This is a genomic window from Clostridium nigeriense (assembly GCF_050585265.1).
GTDB classification, from domain to species: Bacteria; Bacillota; Clostridia; order Clostridiales; family Clostridiaceae; genus Clostridium; species Clostridium nigeriense_B.
Genome location: NZ_JBNOOE010000003.1, coordinates 162,591 through 184,137 on the forward strand (window position 1 = coordinate 162,591; position 21,547 = coordinate 184,137).

18 protein-coding genes and 1 other annotated feature are annotated in these 21,547 nt (G+C 27.9%); of the genes, 15 read left to right on the top strand and 3 right to left on the bottom strand.

What is annotated here, in order from left to right:
- The first annotated feature begins 12 nt into the window (after nt 1-12).
- Nucleotides 13-1,212, top strand: a complete 1,200-nt coding sequence (locus ACQPVP_RS04350) for an FprA family A-type flavoprotein (protein ID WP_430847589.1) — start codon at nt 13-15, stop codon at nt 1,210-1,212.
- Between the two features lie 220 nt (nt 1,213-1,432).
- Here the strand turns inward: ACQPVP_RS04350 and ACQPVP_RS04355 are convergent, their stop codons facing one another.
- A complete protein-coding gene (locus tag ACQPVP_RS04355; RefSeq protein ID WP_430847591.1) occupies nt 1,433-1,969 on the bottom strand; it encodes a DUF4825 domain-containing protein in 537 nt (178 codons plus the stop codon).
- Nucleotides 1,970-2,282: 313 nt separating this feature from the next.
- Complete coding sequence (locus tag ACQPVP_RS04360; RefSeq protein WP_430847593.1) at nt 2,283-2,747, bottom strand: GreA/GreB family elongation factor; 465 nt, start codon at nt 2,745-2,747, stop codon at nt 2,283-2,285.
- Between the two features lie 168 nt (nt 2,748-2,915).
- On the opposite strand from ACQPVP_RS04360, the gene ACQPVP_RS04365 reads away from it, so the two are divergent.
- The 3 genes from ACQPVP_RS04365 (at nt 2,916) to ACQPVP_RS04375 (ending at nt 5,627) form a co-directional block, all read left to right on the top strand.
- Entirely contained in the window at nt 2,916-3,458 is a 543-nt protein-coding gene (locus ACQPVP_RS04365; RefSeq protein WP_430847595.1) for a cysteine hydrolase family protein, read from the top strand.
- 258 nt (nt 3,459-3,716) lie between these two features.
- Nucleotides 3,717-4,694: an alpha/beta hydrolase gene (locus ACQPVP_RS04370; RefSeq protein ID WP_430847597.1), complete on the top strand. Its 978-nt coding sequence runs from the start codon at nt 3,717-3,719 to the stop codon at nt 4,692-4,694.
- Between the two features lie 156 nt (nt 4,695-4,850).
- Nucleotides 4,851-5,627 carry a Tim44 domain-containing protein gene (locus tag ACQPVP_RS04375; RefSeq protein WP_430847599.1) on the top strand — a complete coding sequence of 259 codons (777 nt, stop codon included), beginning with the start codon at nt 4,851-4,853 and terminating at the stop codon, nt 5,625-5,627.
- 61 nt (nt 5,628-5,688) lie between these two features.
- On the opposite strand, the gene ACQPVP_RS04380 is transcribed toward ACQPVP_RS04375, so the two are convergent.
- Nucleotides 5,689-6,339: a glycosyltransferase gene (locus tag ACQPVP_RS04380; protein WP_430847601.1), complete on the bottom strand. Its 651-nt coding sequence runs from the start codon at nt 6,337-6,339 to the stop codon at nt 5,689-5,691.
- Nucleotides 6,340-6,559: 220 nt separating this feature from the next.
- On the opposite strand from ACQPVP_RS04380, the gene ACQPVP_RS04385 reads away from it, so the two are divergent.
- The 11 genes from ACQPVP_RS04385 (at nt 6,560) to ACQPVP_RS04435 (ending at nt 21,538) form a co-directional block, all read left to right on the top strand.
- Nucleotides 6,560-6,901, top strand: a complete 342-nt coding sequence (locus ACQPVP_RS04385) for a zinc ribbon domain-containing protein YjdM (protein WP_430847603.1) — start codon at nt 6,560-6,562, stop codon at nt 6,899-6,901.
- A 45-nt stretch (nt 6,902-6,946) separates the two neighbouring features.
- Nucleotides 6,947-7,200 (top strand) — a binding site (T-box leader).
- A 50-nt stretch (nt 7,201-7,250) separates the two neighbouring features.
- Nucleotides 7,251-8,600 carry a branched-chain amino acid transport system II carrier protein gene (gene brnQ / locus ACQPVP_RS04390; protein ID WP_430847605.1) on the top strand — a complete coding sequence of 450 codons (1,350 nt, stop codon included), beginning with the start codon at nt 7,251-7,253 and terminating at the stop codon, nt 8,598-8,600.
- A gap of 399 nt (nt 8,601-8,999) precedes the next feature.
- Nucleotides 9,000-9,416, top strand: coding sequence for a GNAT family N-acetyltransferase (locus ACQPVP_RS04395; RefSeq protein ID WP_430847765.1), 417 nt, complete (start codon nt 9,000-9,002; stop codon nt 9,414-9,416).
- A gap of 117 nt (nt 9,417-9,533) precedes the next feature.
- Nucleotides 9,534-10,028 (top strand): RNA polymerase sigma factor, encoded by a 495-nt coding sequence (locus tag ACQPVP_RS04400; protein WP_430847607.1) that lies wholly within the window; start codon nt 9,534-9,536, stop codon nt 10,026-10,028.
- The gene (locus ACQPVP_RS04405) at nt 10,018-11,202 is read left to right on the top strand and encodes an anti sigma factor C-terminal domain-containing protein (RefSeq protein WP_430847609.1); all 1,185 of its coding nucleotides are present in this window, start codon (nt 10,018-10,020) and stop codon (nt 11,200-11,202) included. The genes ACQPVP_RS04400 and ACQPVP_RS04405 overlap by 11 nt, the downstream gene beginning before the upstream one ends.
- A gap of 98 nt (nt 11,203-11,300) precedes the next feature.
- Complete coding sequence (locus ACQPVP_RS04410) at nt 11,301-11,720, top strand: PPC domain-containing DNA-binding protein (protein ID WP_430847611.1); 420 nt, start codon at nt 11,301-11,303, stop codon at nt 11,718-11,720.
- 49 nt (nt 11,721-11,769) lie between these two features.
- Nucleotides 11,770-12,585 (top strand): MurR/RpiR family transcriptional regulator, encoded by an 816-nt coding sequence (locus ACQPVP_RS04415; RefSeq protein ID WP_430847613.1) that lies wholly within the window; start codon nt 11,770-11,772, stop codon nt 12,583-12,585.
- A gap of 150 nt (nt 12,586-12,735) precedes the next feature.
- A complete protein-coding gene (locus ACQPVP_RS04420; protein ID WP_430847615.1) occupies nt 12,736-14,586 on the top strand; it encodes a beta-glucoside-specific PTS transporter subunit IIABC in 1,851 nt (616 codons plus the stop codon).
- 2 nt (nt 14,587-14,588) lie between these two features.
- Nucleotides 14,589-15,995 (top strand): glycoside hydrolase family 1 protein, encoded by a 1,407-nt coding sequence (locus ACQPVP_RS04425; RefSeq protein ID WP_430847617.1) that lies wholly within the window; start codon nt 14,589-14,591, stop codon nt 15,993-15,995.
- Nucleotides 15,996-16,009: 14 nt separating this feature from the next.
- Nucleotides 16,010-17,485 carry a glycoside hydrolase family 1 protein gene (locus ACQPVP_RS04430; RefSeq protein ID WP_430847619.1) on the top strand — a complete coding sequence of 492 codons (1,476 nt, stop codon included), beginning with the start codon at nt 16,010-16,012 and terminating at the stop codon, nt 17,483-17,485.
- Between the two features lie 570 nt (nt 17,486-18,055).
- On the top strand, nt 18,056-21,538 hold the full coding sequence (locus ACQPVP_RS04435; protein WP_430847621.1) for a beta-N-acetylglucosaminidase domain-containing protein: 3,483 nt from the start codon (nt 18,056-18,058) through the stop codon (nt 21,536-21,538).
- The last annotated feature ends 9 nt before the right edge of the window (nt 21,539-21,547 follow it).

Sequence of the window (21,547 nt, forward strand, 5' to 3'; positions counted from 1 at the left end):
GAGGATTAATTTATGTTTTGTGTTAGAAAGGTAACTGAAGACCTTTATTGGGTAGGCGGTAATGATAGACGTCTTGCTCTATTTGAGAATATTCATCCAATTCCAAGAGGGGTTTCATATAACTCATATTTATTATTGGATAAAAAAACAGTATTATTTGATACTGTAGATTGGTCAATATCTAGACAATTTTTAGAAAATATTGAAGCTGTTTTAAATGGTAGAAAGCTTGATTATTTAGTAATAAATCATATGGAACCAGACCATGGAGCTTCAATAGAAGAGATAATTCTTCGTTATCCAAATGTTAAAATAATAAGTACTGAAAAATCATTCTTATTAATGAGACAATTTGGCTTTGATGTAGATAATAGAATAATAGAAGTAAAAGATGGAGATGTAAAGTCTTTTGGTAAGCATGAAATTAAGTTCATAACTGCACCTATGGTACACTGGCCAGAAGTTATGGTAAGTTTCGATACTAAGAATGGAGTATTGTTCTCAGCTGATGCTTTTGGATCTTTTGGAGCTTTAGATGGAAAATTATTTAATGATGAAGTTAATTTTGAACGTGACTGGATTGATGACGCTAGAAGATACTATACTAATATAGTTGGTAAGTATGGCCCTCATGTACAAGCATTACTTAAAAAAGCAAGTACTCTTGATATTAAGATGATTTGCCCATTACATGGACCAGTTTGGCGTACAAATTTAGAATATTTTATAGATAAGCATGATAAGTGGAGTAAATATGAGCCAGAAGAAAAAGCTATAATGATAGTATATGCTTCTATGTATGGTAATACAGAATCAGCAGCTAATGCATTAGCAACTAAATTTGTTGAAAAAGGAATAACAAATGTAGTTATGTATGATGTTTCTAATACTCATGTATCTACATTAATTTCTGAAACATTTAGAGTTAGTCACATTGTCTTAGCTTCTGTAACATATAATTTAGGTATTTATCCATTAATGCACAACTATTTAATGGATATGAAAGCACTTAATGTTCAAAATAGAACTGTTGCTCTTATTGAAAATGGTTCTTGGGCAACTCAATCAGGAAAGTTAATGGGACAATTCCTTGATGGTATGAAGGGAATGAATGTATTAAATGACAAGCTTTCATTAGTATCTTCAATGAAGGAAGATAATATTGTTGATATGGATGGACTTGTTGAAAGTGTTATTGAGTCTATGAAATAGACAATACATTAATATATTACTTACAATAAATAAATCTGCGATTTAATATCGTAGATTTATTTTTTCCAAAGATAATAAAGTAAATAGAAATTAAAATGAGTTATCGGATAATGGAAAATTAAGGAGTATTTGAGTGTGCTATTGATTTTCAAATCTTTTATAACATAAGATTTAAAAAAATAAAAAACCACAGTAATTACTGTGGTTTAAGTCTTTTTGCTTATTTTTTATTAGTTTTAATAAAATTTTCTAACGACGATTTATCTTTTGTTATTTCCTCTAAGTTATTTCCAAAATCATCTTTATGAGTATTTACTAAAGCTGTTCGTTCATAAGTAATACTAGTTCCATCAGATATATCAAAATTTACTATATCAGCATTTTGAATAAGAGATAGTATTATTAAAGCATTATTTTTCATTACATATGAAAATGATGATGTTATTAGAGAATCATCTTCTAGCCTGATTGAAATATCCTTAAAACTTTTATAGTGTATAGTTATCTCATATGGTTTTGATGTGGCTTGTAACTCGATTCCTTCGTTATATATGTTGGCTGGTAAATTATTAACTATATTAGTTACAGCAGAATTATCTCCAACATAAGAATCTTTATACTTTAAAACTGTAGTCAAATTTGCTTTTGATTCATTAGTGGTCTCTTTTGATACAGTAGAATAGCCACATCCAAACATACCTAATGATACAATGAAAACTGACAATATTGCTAATTTCTTAAAGTTACTAATTCTCACTAAATCTCCCCCTTACTAATAGTGTAGCATTTGCTTTACCTATTATATCATAAAATTGAATATATTAGTAAAAATGCTTTTGTATAATTGCATACTACTACATTATATGAAGATGAGTTTGTAAAGTCAGTAAAAGTACATTAACCTTTTGAAAATATATTTTCTTTAAATTTATTAGTTATATCAGAAATATATCATCTCAATGATATACGTTCTTCAAGTATATGATAAATAAGAATTTCAGTACTTAATAGCTAATTTATTAATTTGGGTTATTTGTGCCATATTCAATTTTAGTGAATAAAATTTTATGTTATAAAATTTCTAAAATTTCTACTGTATATTCATCTTCTGGAGCAATTACTTCAACAATATCGCCGGCTTTCTTACCTTTTAGTGCTAATCCAAGGTCTGATTCAATGCTTATACACATATTTTCAGGATCTGAATCCATAACTGTGACTAAAGTTACTACATCTTCAAAGTCATCTTCAACAAATTTAATTTTTGCTTTACTATTAACTCCTAAAACAGATTTATCTATTTCATCATCAGCTATAATATTAGCAGTAGAAATCATGGTTAATAGATATTGTATTCTATTGTCATTTGCTCTATAGTTAGCACAAGCTTCTTTATACTCTGCATTTTCAGATCTATCGCCATGAGCTGCTGCTATAGCTTTTTCTTTAGCTATTTCAGCTCTTTTTACAGTCATTCTATATTCTAATTCTTCTCTTAATTTTTTTATGTTCTCTTCAGTTAGCTCATTATTCATAGAAATTAATCACCTCTTAATAAATATCATAAGAATATTATATAATATAAATGTATAAATTAAAAATTTTTTATATAATAAAAGAGTGTTAATTACTATAAATAAGAAAATTATATATGATATAGTAAAATTAAGTATTGAGTTTATGAAATTTAGGAGGAGAATTTAATGAATAAGTTGTTAGTAGTTGTTGATTATCAAAAGGATTTTGTAGATGGGGCTTTAGGTTTCGATAAAGCTATATCCTTAGAAGATGGAATATATAATAAAGTAAGAGAGTATTTAAATGAGGGAAATAAGGTATTATTTACTCGTGATACTCATAAAGAAAACTATTTAGAAACTAGAGAAGGACTAAATCTACCTGTGCTTCATTGCATTAAAGGAACGAATGGTCATGAAATATTTGGAAGCTTAAATGTGTTTAATAGAGAAGAAAACACTTATTACCTAGATAAATATGGATTTGGTATAGCACCTGAAGATATGATTAAAATATCAAAAGAAATTGGGAAGGATATAGATGAAATTGAGATAGTTGGTGTAGTTACTAATATTTGTGTAATAAGTAATTTTGTTATGTTTCAATCTCAATATAGAAATGCTAATATAGTTGTAGATGCAAGCCTTTGTGCAAGTTTTGATGAGGAATTGCATAAGAAAACTTTAGATGTTATTGATGGATTACAAGGAAAAGTTATAAATAGATAAAATCTTAATTAGGGCTGTTTGTGCGACAGCCCTTAGCTTATTTTCTTTAGGAAGTTATAATGGACTTATACTGTGAATAATCTTTTATAATTTAAGTCCTTAAATTATAAAGTGATTCTATTAATTTTTTGATGACTTGGAGCTTGTGACATAATAAGTAAAAGTATGCAGAAGTACTTTTTTATATACAAATATATTGACAATCAAAATATTTGTATATAAAATAATAAAACATAAAATACTAATAGGAGGACACAGATGAATAAGAAAAGGAAAATAATAGTACTTATTTTAGTTGTAATAATATTATCAGTAATTGGTGGACTAGCATATGTTGGAAATTATTTCTTCAATTATGCACTTGTGAGGCAACAAGGAATAGCAACATTATCTAGTATAGATCCTAATGCACCTGAAACAATAGAAACTGACATGGAAATAATAAATAAAGAAAAATTTAAGATAGATGTTAAAAATTGGCTAAAAGAAGTTAATAGTGAAGAGGCTACAATTGTATCTGAAGATGGTCTAAAGCTTTGGGGAAAGTTATATTTTCAAGATGAAGAAAGTGATAAATGGGTAATCATTGCTCATGGATACACATCTAGTCATGAAGATGTACAACCTATAGCATTAAATTTTTATAATCAAGGATATAATGTATTAACTCCAGATATGAGAGCTCATGGTAATAGTGAAGGAAAGTATATTGGAATGGGATGGCTAGATAGAAAAGATATGTTATTATGGATAGATTATGTTCTATCTTTAGATAGCAATTCACAAATAGTTCTTTATGGTGAATCTATGGGGGGAGCTACAGTAATGATGACTTCTGGAGAAGAGATACCTAATAATGTAAAGGCTATAGTTGAGGATTGCGGATATACATCAGTGCAAGAAATGTTTGAAGCTCAATTATATGAAAGATTCAAATTGAAGTCATTTCCAATTTTAAACGTAGCAGAGTTAGTGACTAATATTAGAGCTAAATATAATTTCCATGAAGCTTCATCTTTAGAACAAGTTAAAAAATCAAAGACTCCAATTTTATTTACTCATGGTGGAAATGATACATATGTGCCTACAGAAATGGTATATAGACTATATGAAGCAGCTAATTGTGAAAAAGATATTTTAGTGATTGATGGAGCTGGTCATGGTTCTGCACCAGATGTAGATCCAAAAACTTATTATGATAAGGTATTTAACTTCTTAGATAAATATATAAAATAATAAACATGGATGCAGTTAAAATAAAATCTTTTTATAGATAGGGGGTATTTAAAGAAAATTTCTTTAAATACCTTTTTAATATTTTAAATTTACTTTAAAATATTAATATAGGAAATAAATAGTAGGTTTAATAAGAGAAAGAGAGTTGAGAGTAGGTTGAAAAGAACGAAATTATTTAAAAACATTATATCTATTATTTTATTAATTTTAGTAATTAATATACCATCAAATGTCTTTGCAAGAGCTGGAGGAGGTGGAAGCGGAGGCAGTGGTGGAGGAGGAGGCGGTGGAGGCGGTAGTAGCTCACATCATAGTGGAACCTCAGGAAGATACAATGGGAGAAGTAATCCTATTTCTTCAATAATAAGTCTTGGAATGTTTTTTTGTATTTCATCAGCAGGAGTTATAATTTTTAAAGTAAGGCTTAGCAAAAAGAAGATAAAAAGCATCTCAACTATAAAAAACTTAGGTAAAAATGATTATAATTGGGATTATGATAAAATGAAAGACGATATAGAGAAAGCTTTTTATAAGATTCAAGATGCATGGATGGAAAGAAATCAAGATATAGCAAAAGAATTTATGAGCGAAAAGCTATATGTTAGGCATAGGTCAAAAACGGAGTGGATGAAAGTAAGAAAAGAGAAGAATATTCTTAAAAATATGAAATTGATAAAAGCAACACCTGTTGCAATAAAAGATAAAGAAGGTATTTTGGAAGATATTGTATGGGTTCATATAAAGGCTAAATCTATAGATTATTTAATAAATGAAGCAACTGGTAACGTAATAGAAGGGAATAAATATAGAAGAGTACCTTTTGAAGAATATTGGAAGTTTATAAGATATGAGGATAGATGGATATTAGATGAAATAAGGCAAATAGATGAGATAAATGACTTAGATTTCTTTGATATAAATATTGATAGGTGATAAATCAGGGTTTCAATTATTAAATTAATTGAGACCCTTCAATTAAATTATAAATTATTCTTTACTTAAATTTATCAGGGAATTGTTTAATTATGCCGTCAGAAAGAATATCAGCAAAATGAATCATATGATCTTCACCTTTATCATATGCAGTAATATCCGACTTCCAATCATTACTTAGTCTAGCTACAACTTGATCAGTAACAAATTGTAAGTGTTTATATAGCATATCTTTTAATACCTTATTTGAATAATTAGGATTAGCTGTACTTAGAAAGTCTGCAATTTTATCAGCATTTTTATACCAAAGCTTATTATTTTTTTCTAGAGCTTTAGAATCTTTGTTTTTTGCAGCTTCAAGAACATTACCAGCTAACTCTATATGTTCTTTTAATAGTGCTGAAAGCTTATTACCAGCATCTTCACCGTAATATGGTTTGATTGAATTGCCAATATCATCTTGATTTTTTAGAAGTCTTTCTAATACAATGTTTTTATCCTCAAGAGAAGCAATATCACTTACAATAAAGCTTCTAGTCCATGAAACGTGGTCTATCCATAATCGTCTTTGGTTCATTTTCAAATCACATTTAGTTTTATTTGTAGATGAATCTCCAAGAAAATTCTTTTCCATAGCATTTACTTTTAATGGCATCAAGAATAAGTTTACTAATAATATTGATAAAAATAAGTTCTTTAATATTTTATTCATCTTAATCTTCTCCTTTGTTTATATATTCCTGTTTTAGTTTGTTTCTATTTAAAGTTATTTATACTAATTTGGAACACAAATAAATGAAATTATATATGATAATAATGAGTATATATGAATAAAATAGTATAATATTTGTAAAAATATTATATATATGATAGTATAAATAAATGTAAAACATGATTATATATTATATTGAACTAATGGAGGAAATGAATTAATGATAAATTTACCTAATTGTCCAAAATGCAATTCAGAATATACTTATGAAGATGGAAGTCTTTTAATTTGCCCAGAGTGTGGTTATGAATGGACTTTAAATTCAGAAAATGCAGTAGATGAAGATGAATTAGTAGTTAAAGATTCTAATGGAAATATATTAAAAGATGGAGATTCAGTTACTATAATTAAGGATTTAAAAGTTAAGGGAAGTTCTGCTCCATTAAAGCAAGGCACTAAGGTTAAAAATATAAGATTAGTTGAAGGCGATCATAATATAGATTGTAAAATAGATGGTTTTGGTGCTATGAAATTAAAATCAGAATTTGTAAAGAAAATATAATATTGACAGACAAATAAAAAGATTGTAATATTAAGGTAATAATTTAAAAATTCTATGAAGAGAAAAAGTAAATTATTATTTTGTTCAACAGAGAGTTGGTATATGCTGAAAGCCAATGTTCAAAAGATAATTGAAAATCATCTCTGAGAAGCAATACTGAAAATTATAGTAAGTATTGACGGAATCTTTCACCGTTAAAAGATAAGCGTATTGTTTGATATGTAACTAAGTGCTATAAATATTTTATTAGAAAATATTTATAGAATTAGGGTGGTAACGCGGATATTTCCGTCCCTTGTTTTTCAAGGGACGGTTTTTTTATTTTTAGGAAATTATAAGGAGGTATAACATGAAAAATTTATCAAAAAAAGATTTATTACTAATAGGGCTTATGCTATTTTCACTATTTTTTGGAGCTGGAAATTTAATATTTCCACCATTTATGGGGGAATCAGCTGGAGAAAAAACTTGGATAGTATTATTAGGATTTTTTATTACTGCAGTTGGATTTCCGGTTTTAGGAGTAATAGCTGTTGCAAAATCAGGAGGATTAACGAATTTAGCTAAAAGAGTAAATCCAATTTTTGCAACAATATTTACTATATTAATATATTTATCTATTGGTCCTGGACTTGGTATTCCAAGAGCAGGAAGTTTACCTTTTGAAATGGCAGTTGCGCCATACTTGCCTGAAAATATTTCATTAAAACTAGCATTATTTTTATATACTCTTATATTCTTTTCTATATCTTATTGGTTATCATTATCACCGAGTAAATTAGTAGATCGTATGGGAAAGATACTAACACCAGCATTATTACTATTAATTTTAGTTATGGTTATTGGCTCATTTTTTAAACCATTAGGAGGATATGGGATAGCTACAAATGGATATGAGACTTCTTCATTTTTTAAAGGATTTTTAGATGGATATTTAACAATGGATACTATAGCAGCTTTAAATTTCGGAATAGTAATTGCAGTAGCTATAAGGTCCAAAGGAGTAAATGATGAGAAAACAGTGGTTTCAGTATCTATAAAGGCAGGAATTATAGCTGGTATATTACTTGCTATAATATATGCTATGTTAGCTCACTTAGGGGCAACAAGTGCTGGTAGATTTGGAGTAACAGAAAATGGTGCTCAGACACTAACAAATATAACAACTTACATATTCGGAAAGCCTGGAGTAATATTATTAGCTTTAATATTCACATTAGCATGTTTAACTACTTGCGTTGGCCTTATAAGTTCATGTAGTCAATATTTTTCAACATTAACAAATAAAATATCTTATGAAAATTGGGTAAGATTATTAGCTGTTTTCAGTATGATAATAGCTAATATGGGATTAACTAAAATACTTAGTATATCAGGTCCTATATTAAATGCTATTTATCCAATTGCAATAATGCTTATTGTACTTTCAATGTTTAATTCTATATTTAAGGATAATAAATATATTTATGGATTAACGATATTGTTTACAGGTATTGTAAGTATAATTGATGCAATAGGACAAATGGGATTAGATAATGGAAGATTAGTAAAATTAATTTCATATCTACCTCTTTACAGCGAGGGATTAGCATGGATTATTCCAGCTGCTTCAGGAATTATTTTAGGATTAATATTAAAATTAATTAAAGAAGAATTTTTTAACACAAAAGAAGAACTTCAAGAGGACTTTAGTAATTAAAATATATAAATAATAGAAATTTAAGCTAGATATTAATAGTAAATAATATTAATATCTAGCTTTTTTAGTATAGTTGTATTAATTTTTAGATTTTATTAGTTTGAATTAAAGCATATTAATACATTTAAAACAGTACAAATATCAATGAAAAATAAGTAGTATTTAAATATAATTAAAACATACAGAATGCTTATTTCTGTATGGGAGGTATAAATTATGAATAGTAAAAATATTAATATTAGAAAGGCTACTTTTATGGATATAGATAAAATAGCAAAGTTAATTTATTATACTGAAGTTAATCCTGTAGATGTATGAGGGGGAGAATCTAAAGAAGAAACTTTAGATAATTTAAAGACATTAATTAGAAGTAAGGAGTCGAGATATAGTACTGATTATATAACAGTTGCTGAATTAAATAACAAAGTAATTGGTGCAATAATATTAATTCCTTATGATAAGTTAGATAAATTGAGTATTGAAACAGATATAAAACAAATTAATAAGATAGAAGGATTTACTGAAAAGATATTATATATAGTTAATTCAATTAAGTACATGATATTTAGGGAATGTAGAAGAGGAAATCTCTATATTTCTAATGTAGCTACAGATGAAAAAGCAAGAGGTCTTGGAGTTGGTAAGATGCTTATGTTATATGCAGAGCAAGTGGCTAAAAAGGAAGATTTTGAAGGAATATCATTGCTTGCAAAAAATGAAAAAGTAACAAAGTTCTATGAAAAGTTAAATTATAATAAGATTTTTGATAGAGTGCTTTTAGGTGAAAGAGTAATAAAAATGGCTAAAGTACTTTAATATATAGCTTCCTAGTTTTCTAGGAAGCTTTTCTCTTATAATTTAATAATGATAAAATTATAAGAGAAGTGTGACATTTTAAATTTTTCAACGTTTATGTTATGAAGGGGGGAAAAAATGAATAATTATGAGATAGAAAAAATATATAGGATATATTATAAAGATTTATATCTCTATGCTTTTTCAATTTGCAAAGATTATCATATTACTGAAGATGTAGTTAGTGAAACTTTCTATAGAGCCTTTGTAACTATAGATAAATGTGAAGGAAATGTAAAGTATTGGTTATTATATGTTTGTAAAAATTTAATTGTAGATTACTATAGAAAAAATAAAAAAATAACTTATAAAGATATTGAAGAAGATCTAAAAAGTGAAGAAAATATTATTTTTAAAATTATAAAAGAAGAGGAAAAACGAGAATTGTTTAATGCAATTTTACAACTTTCTGAAATATATAGAGAAGTAATAATAATGTTTTATTTTATGAATCTAAAGACAAGTGAAATTGCAAAAAATTTAACTATTTCTGAAGGTGCTACAAGAAATATATTATATCGTGGTAGACAAAAACTTGCAAAAATTTTAAGGGAGGAGAAGTATGAGTTTTAAGTATATATTTGAAAAATATAAAAATGGAACGGCAACAGAAGAAGAAATAAAAATTATTGAAGAGGAAATTGAGAAAAATGAATTGATTAATGATTATTTATCAGAAAATATATTTGGGGAAATAGACAATATAAGTGATAATATAGGTTTAGATGAAATTGATACTAAAGTTATAAAGAAAGCAGTAAATAAAAAGTTTAGAAAGGTAGTTGTTTTATCAGTAGTAAGTGTATTATTAATAATAATATTAATAAATTTTTTAATATTACCTAGTTATAACAACTTTTTTTATAATCCAAGTAGAAAAATTACAAATCAACAAAATCAAGATGAACTCTTTATTGATATGAGTACTTTTACAGAATTACATTTACCTGGATATACTACTGATAATACGAATGTTGAAGGATTAGGCTTAGGAAAGTATGATATAACAATAAATCAAAATAATTTATTTACAGGTGAAAATGTAGTTTTTAATGGAAAGGTCGTTAGAAATGAGCTTATAACACAAAATAATAATCTATTTAAGTTCCCAGCAATAGATGCTTTCTATGATGTGGATAATAAAAATGTTTTGAATATTAATAAAGATGGTAGTTCTATTTATGGACAAAATAAGGAAGAAAGAGAGTATCTAATTAATAATGTTAAGGAGTTACCTAAAGGAAGTGTAATATCTTCATATATATCCTTTAAGAAAGATTTATCTCTTGATGAGCTTAAGTCTTTAGAAAAAAAGTATAATTTTACAGCTAATTGGATTGCAATTAGAACTACTGATTCTAATACGTATACGAAAGTTGGCTTTGATCCAACTGGTACAGGTGTTATTATAGAAAGTGGGACTTTGTCAGAAGAAGATTATCCATGCTTTGAGTTAGGAAATGAAGAATATGATAATGGATATAGTGCTGAAATATTAGAAAAACATTTTAAATCACTATTAAAATATATGTCTTCAAGAGAAGATTTTTTAAATACTTTCTTTAATGTAAATAATATATCTAGTACAATATATAGCGAAGTATTAAGTTATATTGAATCAAATGGAATAAAAACCTATGGAATCCTTTTATATACCGATGTAGATACATTTTTGAATTTAATTGAAGATGAAAATATATATACTATATCCATAGATAATGCAAAATTCTCGGTTTTCCAAAGATAAAAAATAAGACTATAAATAACTATCTTACTCATAGTTTTATTTTTATGGTAAAATTGATAATATAATGAAAATAAATTTTTTAGATGGAGTTGATAAAGATGGAATACAGAGTATTTGGTGAAACAATTGTATTGAGATTAGAAAAAGGTGAAGAAGTTATTGAATCTATTAAAAAGCTTTGTGAAAAAGAAGATATTAAAGCTGGTTCAATTTCAGGTCTTGGTGCAACTAATCAAGTAGTTGTTGGACTTTTTAAGGTAGACGAAAAGAAATATTATTCAAATACTTTTGAAGAGGATTTTGAAATAACAAATTTAACTGGAAATATATCTATAATGAATGAAGAAATTTATTTACATATACATGGTACTTTTGCAAATGTAGAGGGTAAATGTATTGGTGGACATTTAAATAAGGCAGTTATAAGTGCAACTTCAGAAATAATAATTAATAAGATAAATGGAGATATAGGAAGAAAATTTAGTGAAGAAATAGGATTGAATTTAATTAAATTTTAAAAAAGATATATTAAACTAAAGAGAAAAATTGAGTTTTAGGAGAATAACTATGGGTACATTGTTAAATAGATTATTGATTATATTAAATGATGGAAAAGAAAGTTCTACCTATTATCATATAGCTAATATTTTATTATGTAATTATGATGCTATTCAAAATATGACTATACAAGAAGTTGCAGATTTATGTTTTGTATCAAAATCTACAATTTCAAAATTTACTAGGCATATAGGTTTTGATGATTTTATAGAACTAAAAGCAGCAGCCTCATATAGAAGTAATAAGTTATCTAATAATTTAAACTATAATGACAATATTATTGGATACATGGAAGAACATACTAAGGAAGAATATATTGATAGGATTATTAATGATCTGGAATTAATTAAGTCTAATATAAATATGGATAAAATTGAAGAATTAGCTATGGATTTAATAAACTATGATAAAGTTGCAGCTTTTGGGTTATTATATTCAGAATCAGCAGCTATGGATTTTCAAACTAAGCTTGCATACAATGGAAAATATATAATTTCTCATATGCATGATATTAAGCAAGATGAATTTATAAAAAATGCTCAAGATGATACTTTAATTATTATATTTACTAACTCAGGTGATTATATAAAGAAGTATCAGATGATGCAGGGAAATATAGATAAGAATATATTTAAACTAACTAAGGCTAAAATAGCTGTTATTACTGCCAATAGAGATATGGAAAATCATCCATATGTGGATTTGTGTATAGATTTTCAGCATAGTTCTGATGTACAAACACATGCCATCTTGTACCAGGTTATTACTGATTTCATAACATTTAAATATAAAAAATTAAAGGAAAGAATTAATAGAAGAAATTAGCATGGTAAAATTTTATTATACCATGCTTTTAAAAATTTTTTTAAAGTTTCCAAAAATCGAAATTTATTTGTGTAAAACTTTTCAATGTTATAATAATGCCATGAGATGTAACCGGTGTCATCATGAGAATAAACTTTAGGAGGAGTTATAATGGCTAAGAAAAACTATGATTCACTAGCAAAAGAAGTAGTAGAAAAAGTAGGCGGAGTAGAGAATATAAATAGCTTATTTCATTGTGTAACAAGATTAAGATTTAAATTGAAAGACTCATCAAAAGCTGATAGAGAAGCAATTAAAAATATACAAGGTGTTTTATCTGTAGTAGAAGGTAATGGACAGTTCCAAGTAGTTATAGGAAACCATGTTACAGATGTATTTGAAACAGTATTAAATATATTTCCAGAAATTAAGAGCGAATCAATGAATACAGATGATGTAGAAGAAAAGCCATCAGGAAATGTATTAACTCGTATGTTTAATACAATGTCATCTATATTTAATCCTATTATAATAGCTTTAGCTGGAGCGGGGATGATAAAAGCATTACTTGTGATTCTAACAACTTATGGATTTATGGATAATACAGGAAGCACTTATAAGATTTTAAGTGCTGCTGGCAATAGTGTATTTTACTTCTTACCATTATTCTTAGCATTTAGTACTGCAAAAACATTTAAGGTAAATCAGTTTGTAGCTGTTGCAATTGTAGGTGCATTAATGGAACCTAATTTTTCAGGACTTATGCAAGCAACTGGTGATGTAGTTGATTTCTTTGGAATTCCAGTTGTTCTTATGGGGTATTCAGGAACAGTTATTCCAGCAATATTAACTATTTGGATATATTCATATGTCGAAAGATTTTTAAAGAAATTTATACCTAAGAGTATAGAAATATTTACTTTATCAGCAGTAGCATTATTAATTATGGTACCATTAGCAGTTATAGTTATAGGACCAATTGGAGTTACTTTAGGTAATGGAATGGGAGATTTAATTAATTTCTTAAGTGATAAGAGTGGATTATTAGCAGGTTTAGTAGTTGGAGCAGGATGGACATTCCTTGTAATGATGGGTATTCACTGGGGAGTTGTTCCAATAATGATAAACAATATTGCAAATCAAGGTTATGATGTTATTAGACCAATGATTGCAGCCGCTACATTTGCAAGTGCAGGTGTTGCTTTAGGAGTAGTGCTTCGTTCTAAGAAGAAGGAAACAAGAGCTTTTGCAGCATCAACAATGATTCCAGCTTTATTAGGTGGTATAACAGAACCAATAGTATATGGATTAGCAGTAAAATATAAAAAGCCTTTAATTGCGTTAACAATATCTGGTGGTATAGCAGGAGCATTTATGGGAATGTTCCAAACTAAGGCTATGGTTTATGTATTCCCAGCATTAACAACTTTACCAGCATTCTTTGGAGATACATTTGTGATTTATTTAATAGGTATAGCAATGGCATTTACACTATCAGCAATTTTAACTTATGTATTTGGATTTGAAGAAGACGCATCTAAAACTAAAAAAAGTTCATTAAAACCTTCAGAATTAGCAGCTTGTGTTAAAGGAGAAATGATTCCATTAGAAAATGTAAATGACCCTGTTTTTTCAAGCAAAACTATGGGAGATGGAGTAGCATTCATACCAGAAATTGGCGAAATAACATCGCCTGTAGATGGAACAATAGAAGTTGCATTTCCAACTGGACATGCAATAGGTTTAAAGAGTAATGATAATTTTGAAGTTCTGATACATGTTGGAATTAATACAGTAGAGCTAAACGGACAAGGATTTAAGCTTTTAGTTAAGCAAGGAGAAAAAGTAACAAGAGGTCAAAAGTTAATAGAGTTTGATTTGAAGAAGATAAAAGAAAAAGGATATGATCCTACAACTATGCTTTTAATAACTGAATCAAATAATAAAATATTAAAGAAAGAAAATTATCGTAATGTAAAAAATGAAGATAAGGTCTTAGAACTAATAGGCGAGGGGGCATAAAAATGACATTTCCTAAAAATTTTTTATGGGGAGGAGCAATTGCAGCTAATCAAGCTGAAGGTGCTTATAATGAAGACGGCAAAGGCTTAAGCGTTGCAGATATACTACCAGTTGGAGCAGATAGATTTAAAAATGTAGAATTAGAAATTAATAAAGAAAAATATTATCCTAGTCATGAAGCTATAGATTTTTACCATACCTATAAGGAAGATATTAAGGTATTATCAGAGCTTGGAATGAAGTGCTTTAGAACTTCTATAGCTTGGAGTCGTATATTCCCTAATGGAGATGATAAAGAACCTAACGAAAAGGGACTAGAGTTTTATGATAATTTATTTGATGAGCTATTAAAATATGGAATGGAACCTGTTATAACAATTTCACATTTTGAAACTCCACTTAATTTAATAACTAAATATGGTGGATGGAAAAATAGAAAGCTTATAGATTTTTATACTAACTATTGTAATGTGATATTTAATAGATATAAGGATAAAGTTAAGTATTGGATGACATTTAATGAAATTAATCATGCTCATACACTACCTCTTATAGCTGCAGCAATAGTAGTTAAAGAAGATGAGAATAAGCTACAAGATATATATCAAGCAAGTCATAATATGTTGGTAGCAAGTGCTAAGGCTGTAATTATGGGACATTCAATAAATAAAAAATTTAAGATAGGATGTATGTTGTCACTATCTCCTATATACCCAGCTTCTTGTAATCCAGAAGATGTATTTGAATCTTATGAATTAAGAAGAAGATCTTTATTTTATAGTGATATACAAATGCTTGGAGAATATCCTTCATATTTCAACCGTATTGCTAAAGAAAATAATATTAATATAGAAATGGAAGATGAGGATAAAGAAATTCTTAAAAAAGGAGTTTGTGATTATTTAGGATTTAGTTACTATAGATCATCTTTACATGAAGCAGGAATGAAAATACTAGGTAATACAGGTGGATTATTAGGAAAGAAAAACCCTTATTTGAGTGAAACAAAGTGGGGATGGCCAATTGATCCGTTGGGGTTAAGATATGTATGTAATGAATTAACAGACAGATATCATAAACCTTTATTCATTGTAGAAAATGGATTAGGAGCAATAGATGAAGTTACAGAAGAGGGTAAGATACATGATGACGAAAGAATGGATTACCTAAAGAAACATATAATAATGATGAATGAAGCTATTGAAGATGGAGCAGATATATTAGGATATACTTGGTGGGGACCTATAGATATTGTTTCAGCAGGTACTGGAGAAATGAAAAAAAGATATGGTTTTGTTTATGTAGATAGAGATAATGATGGAAATGGATCTTTAAAGCGTATTAAGAAAGATAGCTATAACTATTATAAGCAAATTATAAAAACTAATGGAGAAAATTTAGATAGATAGTGGAGGCAGATTAAATGAAAAAAATATTATCTTTTCCTGAAGGATTTTTATGGGGAGGAGCAATTGCAGCAAATCAGGCTGAAGGTGCATGGAATGTTGATGGTAAAGGAATGTCTGTAGCAGATGTAGCTATGTATAAACCTGATATAGATATAAAAGACTATGTAAAACAATGGCATGTAGGATTAGAAGATATAAAGAATGCAATGGAAGCTAAAGATGATAAATATTATCCTAAACGTAGAGGGATAGATTTTTATCATCACTATAAAGAGGATATAGCTTTATTTAAAGAAATGGGATTTAAAACTTTACGTGTATCTATAGCATGGACTCGTATTTTTCCAAATGGAAATGAAGAGGAACCAAATGAAAAGGGATTAGAATTTTATGAAAATTTATTTAAAGAACTAAAAAAAAGCGGTATAGAACCTTTAGTAACTTTATCTCATTATGAAATGCCAATATATTTAGTAAATAATTATGATGGATGGGTTTCTAGAGAAGTTGTAGATATGTTTGTTAAATATGCAAAGGTATGTTTTGAAAGATACAAGGATTTAGTAAAATATTGGCTTACATTCAACGAAATTGATAGTGTGTTCCGTCATCCATTTACTACAGTTGGAGTAGTAGAAGATAAATATGCAAATAAAAAAGAAGCGGAAGAAGCAATTTATCAAGCACTACATAATCAGTTTGTAGCAAGCGCTTTAGCAACAAAATATTGTCATGAAATAATTCCAGGTTCAAAAGTTGGATGTATGGTTACTAAAACCTTAACATATCCTGAAACTTGTAATCCAGATGATATAATTTTAGCTCAAAAAGATAATAGAAATAACTTTGTTTACACTGATGTACAAGTATTAGGAAAATATCCTAGACATGTCTTAAATTATTTTAAGAAGAACAATATTAATGTGAAAATGCTAGAAGGTGATGAAGCTATATTACAACAATATACAGTAGACTTTATATCTTTTAGTTATTATATGTCTATGGTGCAAAGTGTCAATGCAGAGCAAAGAGAAAAGGTAGGAGGAAACCTAGTAACTGGAGTTAAAAATCCATATTTACCGACAAGTGAATGGGGATGGCAAGTAGATCCAAAGGGGTTAAGAGTTTCATTAATAGATTTATATGATAGATACCAAAAGCCATTATGGATAGTAGAAAATGGAATAGGTGCCTATGATAAGGTAGAGGAAGATGGTTCTATTAATGATGATTATAGAATAGATTATTTCAAAAAGCACTTTGAACAAATTGCTATAGCAATAGAAGAAGGCGTAGAATGTATGGGATATACTTCTTGGGCTTGTATTGATATAGTAAGCGCTTCAACTTCACAAATGTCAAAGAGATATGGATTTATATATGTAGATGCAGATGATTTAGGAAATGGAACATATAAAAGAAGTAAAAAGAAAAGTTTTGAATGGTATAAAAATATAATTAAGAACAACTCAATAGAAATTGAAGAATAGAAAAGTATTTTTAAATTGCTTCTAGCCTCTATGGTTTTAGGAGCAATTTTTTCTTTGTATGTGATTATTACTTGTATTAGTATCTTAAATATTTAGAAAATTTCTTAAAAATAATATTGACATAAATAAGATAACAATGTATTATATTTATAAAGATATTGATAATTATTATCAATTGATTAAGAAAACGTGCAGTTACTTTTAATCAATTTTCTCATTAATTTTTTTATAATTAACCCCTAACTAAGAATCCTAGAGGTGAGTAGGATTCTTTTTTATTTTTTAGACAAATTATAAGAATGATATTAGGTAACAAAGTAATTATAAAATAGTAAAAAATATTGACTATAGTAATTATTACACATATAATGTTAACATAAGTAAAAATTGCTAAGTAATAGCGTGTAATCTAATTAAATTTAGAGCATTAGCTGAAGAAGATAAATATATCTTCTTCAGCTTTTTTTGTTAATATTGTTTAATTTAACCTGTTTAAACTATTAATAATAGTTTAAACAGATATTAAATTGAATATTATATTATATATTTTAAACTAAGGGGGAGCAGAGAATGCAACTAAAAAGTAAGAAAAAAATTAGAGTTATAGCAAAAGTTATGATGGTAATTATGTTATTTACATTAGTACCAAATGTATTTACCTTAAATGCTAAAGCTTTAGATGAAAGTGAGGTAAAAAGCGGAGAATATGAGATATACCCAGTTCCACAGAGTATTGAATATGGAAATGGTAAAGTAAACCTTCAAAGTACAGTAAATGTTGTATTTGAAGATGGAATTGATGATGCAACTAAAAATAGATTGTTTGAAGTATTAGCTATTAAAGGTATTTCATATGAAATAGGAACAGAAATAAAAAAAGACCAAACAAATTTTTTAGTAGGAATAAATAATTCTAATGGTATTGTAGATAATTATTTTAATAGTAAAGGTTTAAGTGATGATAAGCATTTTGAAAAAATAGATTCGCATATAGTATCAGTAGATGATAATGTTATTGCAGTATTAGGTAAAGATAGTGATTCAGCTTTTTATGGACTTACATCACTAAAATTAATATTTAAACAAATAGAAGGTAATGAAATAAAAGATTTAGTAATAAAAGATTATTCAGATGGATATTGGAGAGGGTTTATAGAAGGATATTATGGTATTCCTTGGAGTAATGAAAATCGTAAGGATTTAATGGAATTTGGTGGAGACTTTAAGATGAATACATATATTTTTGCACCAAAAGATGATGAATACCACAGTCTTAAATGGAGAGAACCATATCCAAGTGAGAAACTAGAAGAACTTAAAGAACTAGTTGAAGTTGGGGAACAAACAAAGAATAGATTTATATGGACAATTCATCCATTCTTAAAGGATGGAATGAATTTTGATACAGAGGAAAACTATCAAAGTGATTTATCAAAAATTATTGCAAAATTCGAACAATTGTACAGTATAGGTGTGCGTCAATTTGGTGTACTTGCTGATGATGCTGAAGGAGATGCAAAAGATCAAGTAAGACTTATGAAGGATTTAGAGGAATGGAGATTATCAAAAGGTGATGTAGATAGCTTCCTTTTTGTCCCTAAAGTATATACTAAGGAATCAGCAGGCGGAGATGTTAATAATGAATATTTAAACACAATTTCTAATATGCCTGAAAGTACTGAAATATTATGGACAGGAGATACTATACTTGGTTATGTAACAGAAGAAACTTTTGAGTTCTTTAAAGAAGCAGTAGGAAGAGAACCATTTATGTGGTTAAACTGGCCAGTAAATGATATTAATAATAGTCGTTTATTAATGGGAAAAGGTGAAATGTTAGATCCAAATGTTACAAACTTTAGAGGAATAGTAACAAATCCAATGCAAGAAGCACAAGCATCAAAGGTTTCTTTATTTGCAATTGCAGACTATGGATGGAATCGTGCTGCATTTGACATGGATAAGAGTTGGGAAGATTCATTTAAATATATTGAGCCAAATGCAACTGAAGAGTTATATACATTTGCAAAGCATATGAGTGATCCTGCTCCAACTTGGCATGGATTAACATTAGAAGAATCAGAAGAATTAAGGCCAATAATTCAAGATTTTACAAAAAAATTATTTAGAAAAGAATCAATAGTAGAAGATAGTAAGGTTGTTTTAGTAGAATATCAAGAGATTTTAGACGCAACTAATAACTTTGCACAAAAATCACAAAATGAGTTAATGAAAAATGAAATTAAAGCATGGGTTGATTCTTTGAGAGATTTATCTGAATCAACAATTGCATATGTTAATGCTGCACTTGCTTTAGAAGAAGGAAATTCTGAAGAAGCTATTAAGTATTATGCTTTAGGTGAAAGTGAATATACTTCTTCGAGAAGTTATAGAGTTCAAGGAATTGATGGACTAATTAGACCAGAACCAGGAAGTAGATATTTAGTACCATTTGTAAAAGATTTATCAAGAATAATTGGTGAAAAGACTACTCAAGCAATCAATCCAGATACTAACAAGCTATCATTATTCCCTTACACAAATATGGGATATAACTTATATTGGGGAAATGTTCAAAATATAGTTGATGGAGATAATTCTAGATTGTCAACTATGTGGATACGTAGAGCTGCAAAAGAAGATGACTATGTTGCTCTAGAATTGAGTGATGTAACAGAAGTTAACAGTATTATATTTGAACAAGGTGAGCCAGGTGCTGGAGACAAATTTAATTTTGTTAAATTCCAGTATTCAATGGATGGAGAAAGCTGGTCTGATATAGATGGTATTGAGTATGGTCCGGAAAAAGAAAAAATAGTTGTAGAAAATCTTAATGTAAAAGCTAAATATGTGAGAGTTGTTCCAGTAGGAGAAATTAAAAATAACTGGATTTCAGTTAGAGAGTTTTCAATAAATAAAGATGATGCCGATCACATAAAGAGAGATGTTTATACAAATGTTGATTTGTTAAAAGGAAATACAGTAGATATTTACCCATCAAATGCAACTTTAGCAGGAGTGAATGAAGTAACATTGTCTGAAAATGAATATATTGGGATAAAATTAAATAAAATTAGAGAAATAACAAATATTGTTGCTGATATCACTAGTAATAATGAGTTAACATTAGAAACATCAATTAATGGGGTTGAATGGACAAGTGTATCAGATACAACAGAAAAATTAGATGCTCGTTATGTTCGTATAATTAATAAATCAAAAAATGAAGTTAAATTTGATATTACAAAGATAGAATTAGAGTATTCAGATAATGATGCTACATTTGACGTAAGCCCAGCTGCTGAAGCTAAGTTTGAATCAAGTAATTTAATTGATGGTAAGTTAAGCACAGCCTTTAAACCACAAGTAAATGCACCTAAGAGTGGAAGTCTTGTATATAAGATATCAGAAAATACAGATATAGATAACTTTACAATAATTCAAGATCCATCAACTATTTCAGAGGCTGTAGTTTCAGTGAGGACTGAAGGTGGTTGGTCAGAAGTTGGAAAATTATCTAAGAATATAAATATATTTGATACATCTAATGTTAATAATGTCTTTGAAATAAAAATTTCATGGGATGGTGTGGCACCAACTCTTTATGAAATAGGAACTTCAACAATGAAAGAAGATGTAGAAGTAAATAAAGAAGAATTAGAAAATTTAATTAATGAAGCAGAAAAACTTAAAGTAGAAGAGTATACTTCAGAGACATGGAAAACTTTCGAGGAATCACTAAACTTAGCTAAAGAAGTATTAGAAAACACAGAGGCTACTCAAGAAGAAGTAGATAATGCAGTAAATACACTAAAATCTGCTATTGAAGATTTAGTTAAGAGACCAGTAATTGGAGACAATAATGGTGGAAATAATAATGGCAACAATGATAATAATGGTAACAATGATAATGATGGAAATAATAAGCCGGGAACAGGTAAAGGGGATCTACCTAATACAGGAGGAACATCTCCAATTATTCCTTTAGCGATAGGTGGACTTATCTTACTAATAGGTGTTGTTACATTAAAGAAGAAAACTGTAAATAATTAATTTTTATAA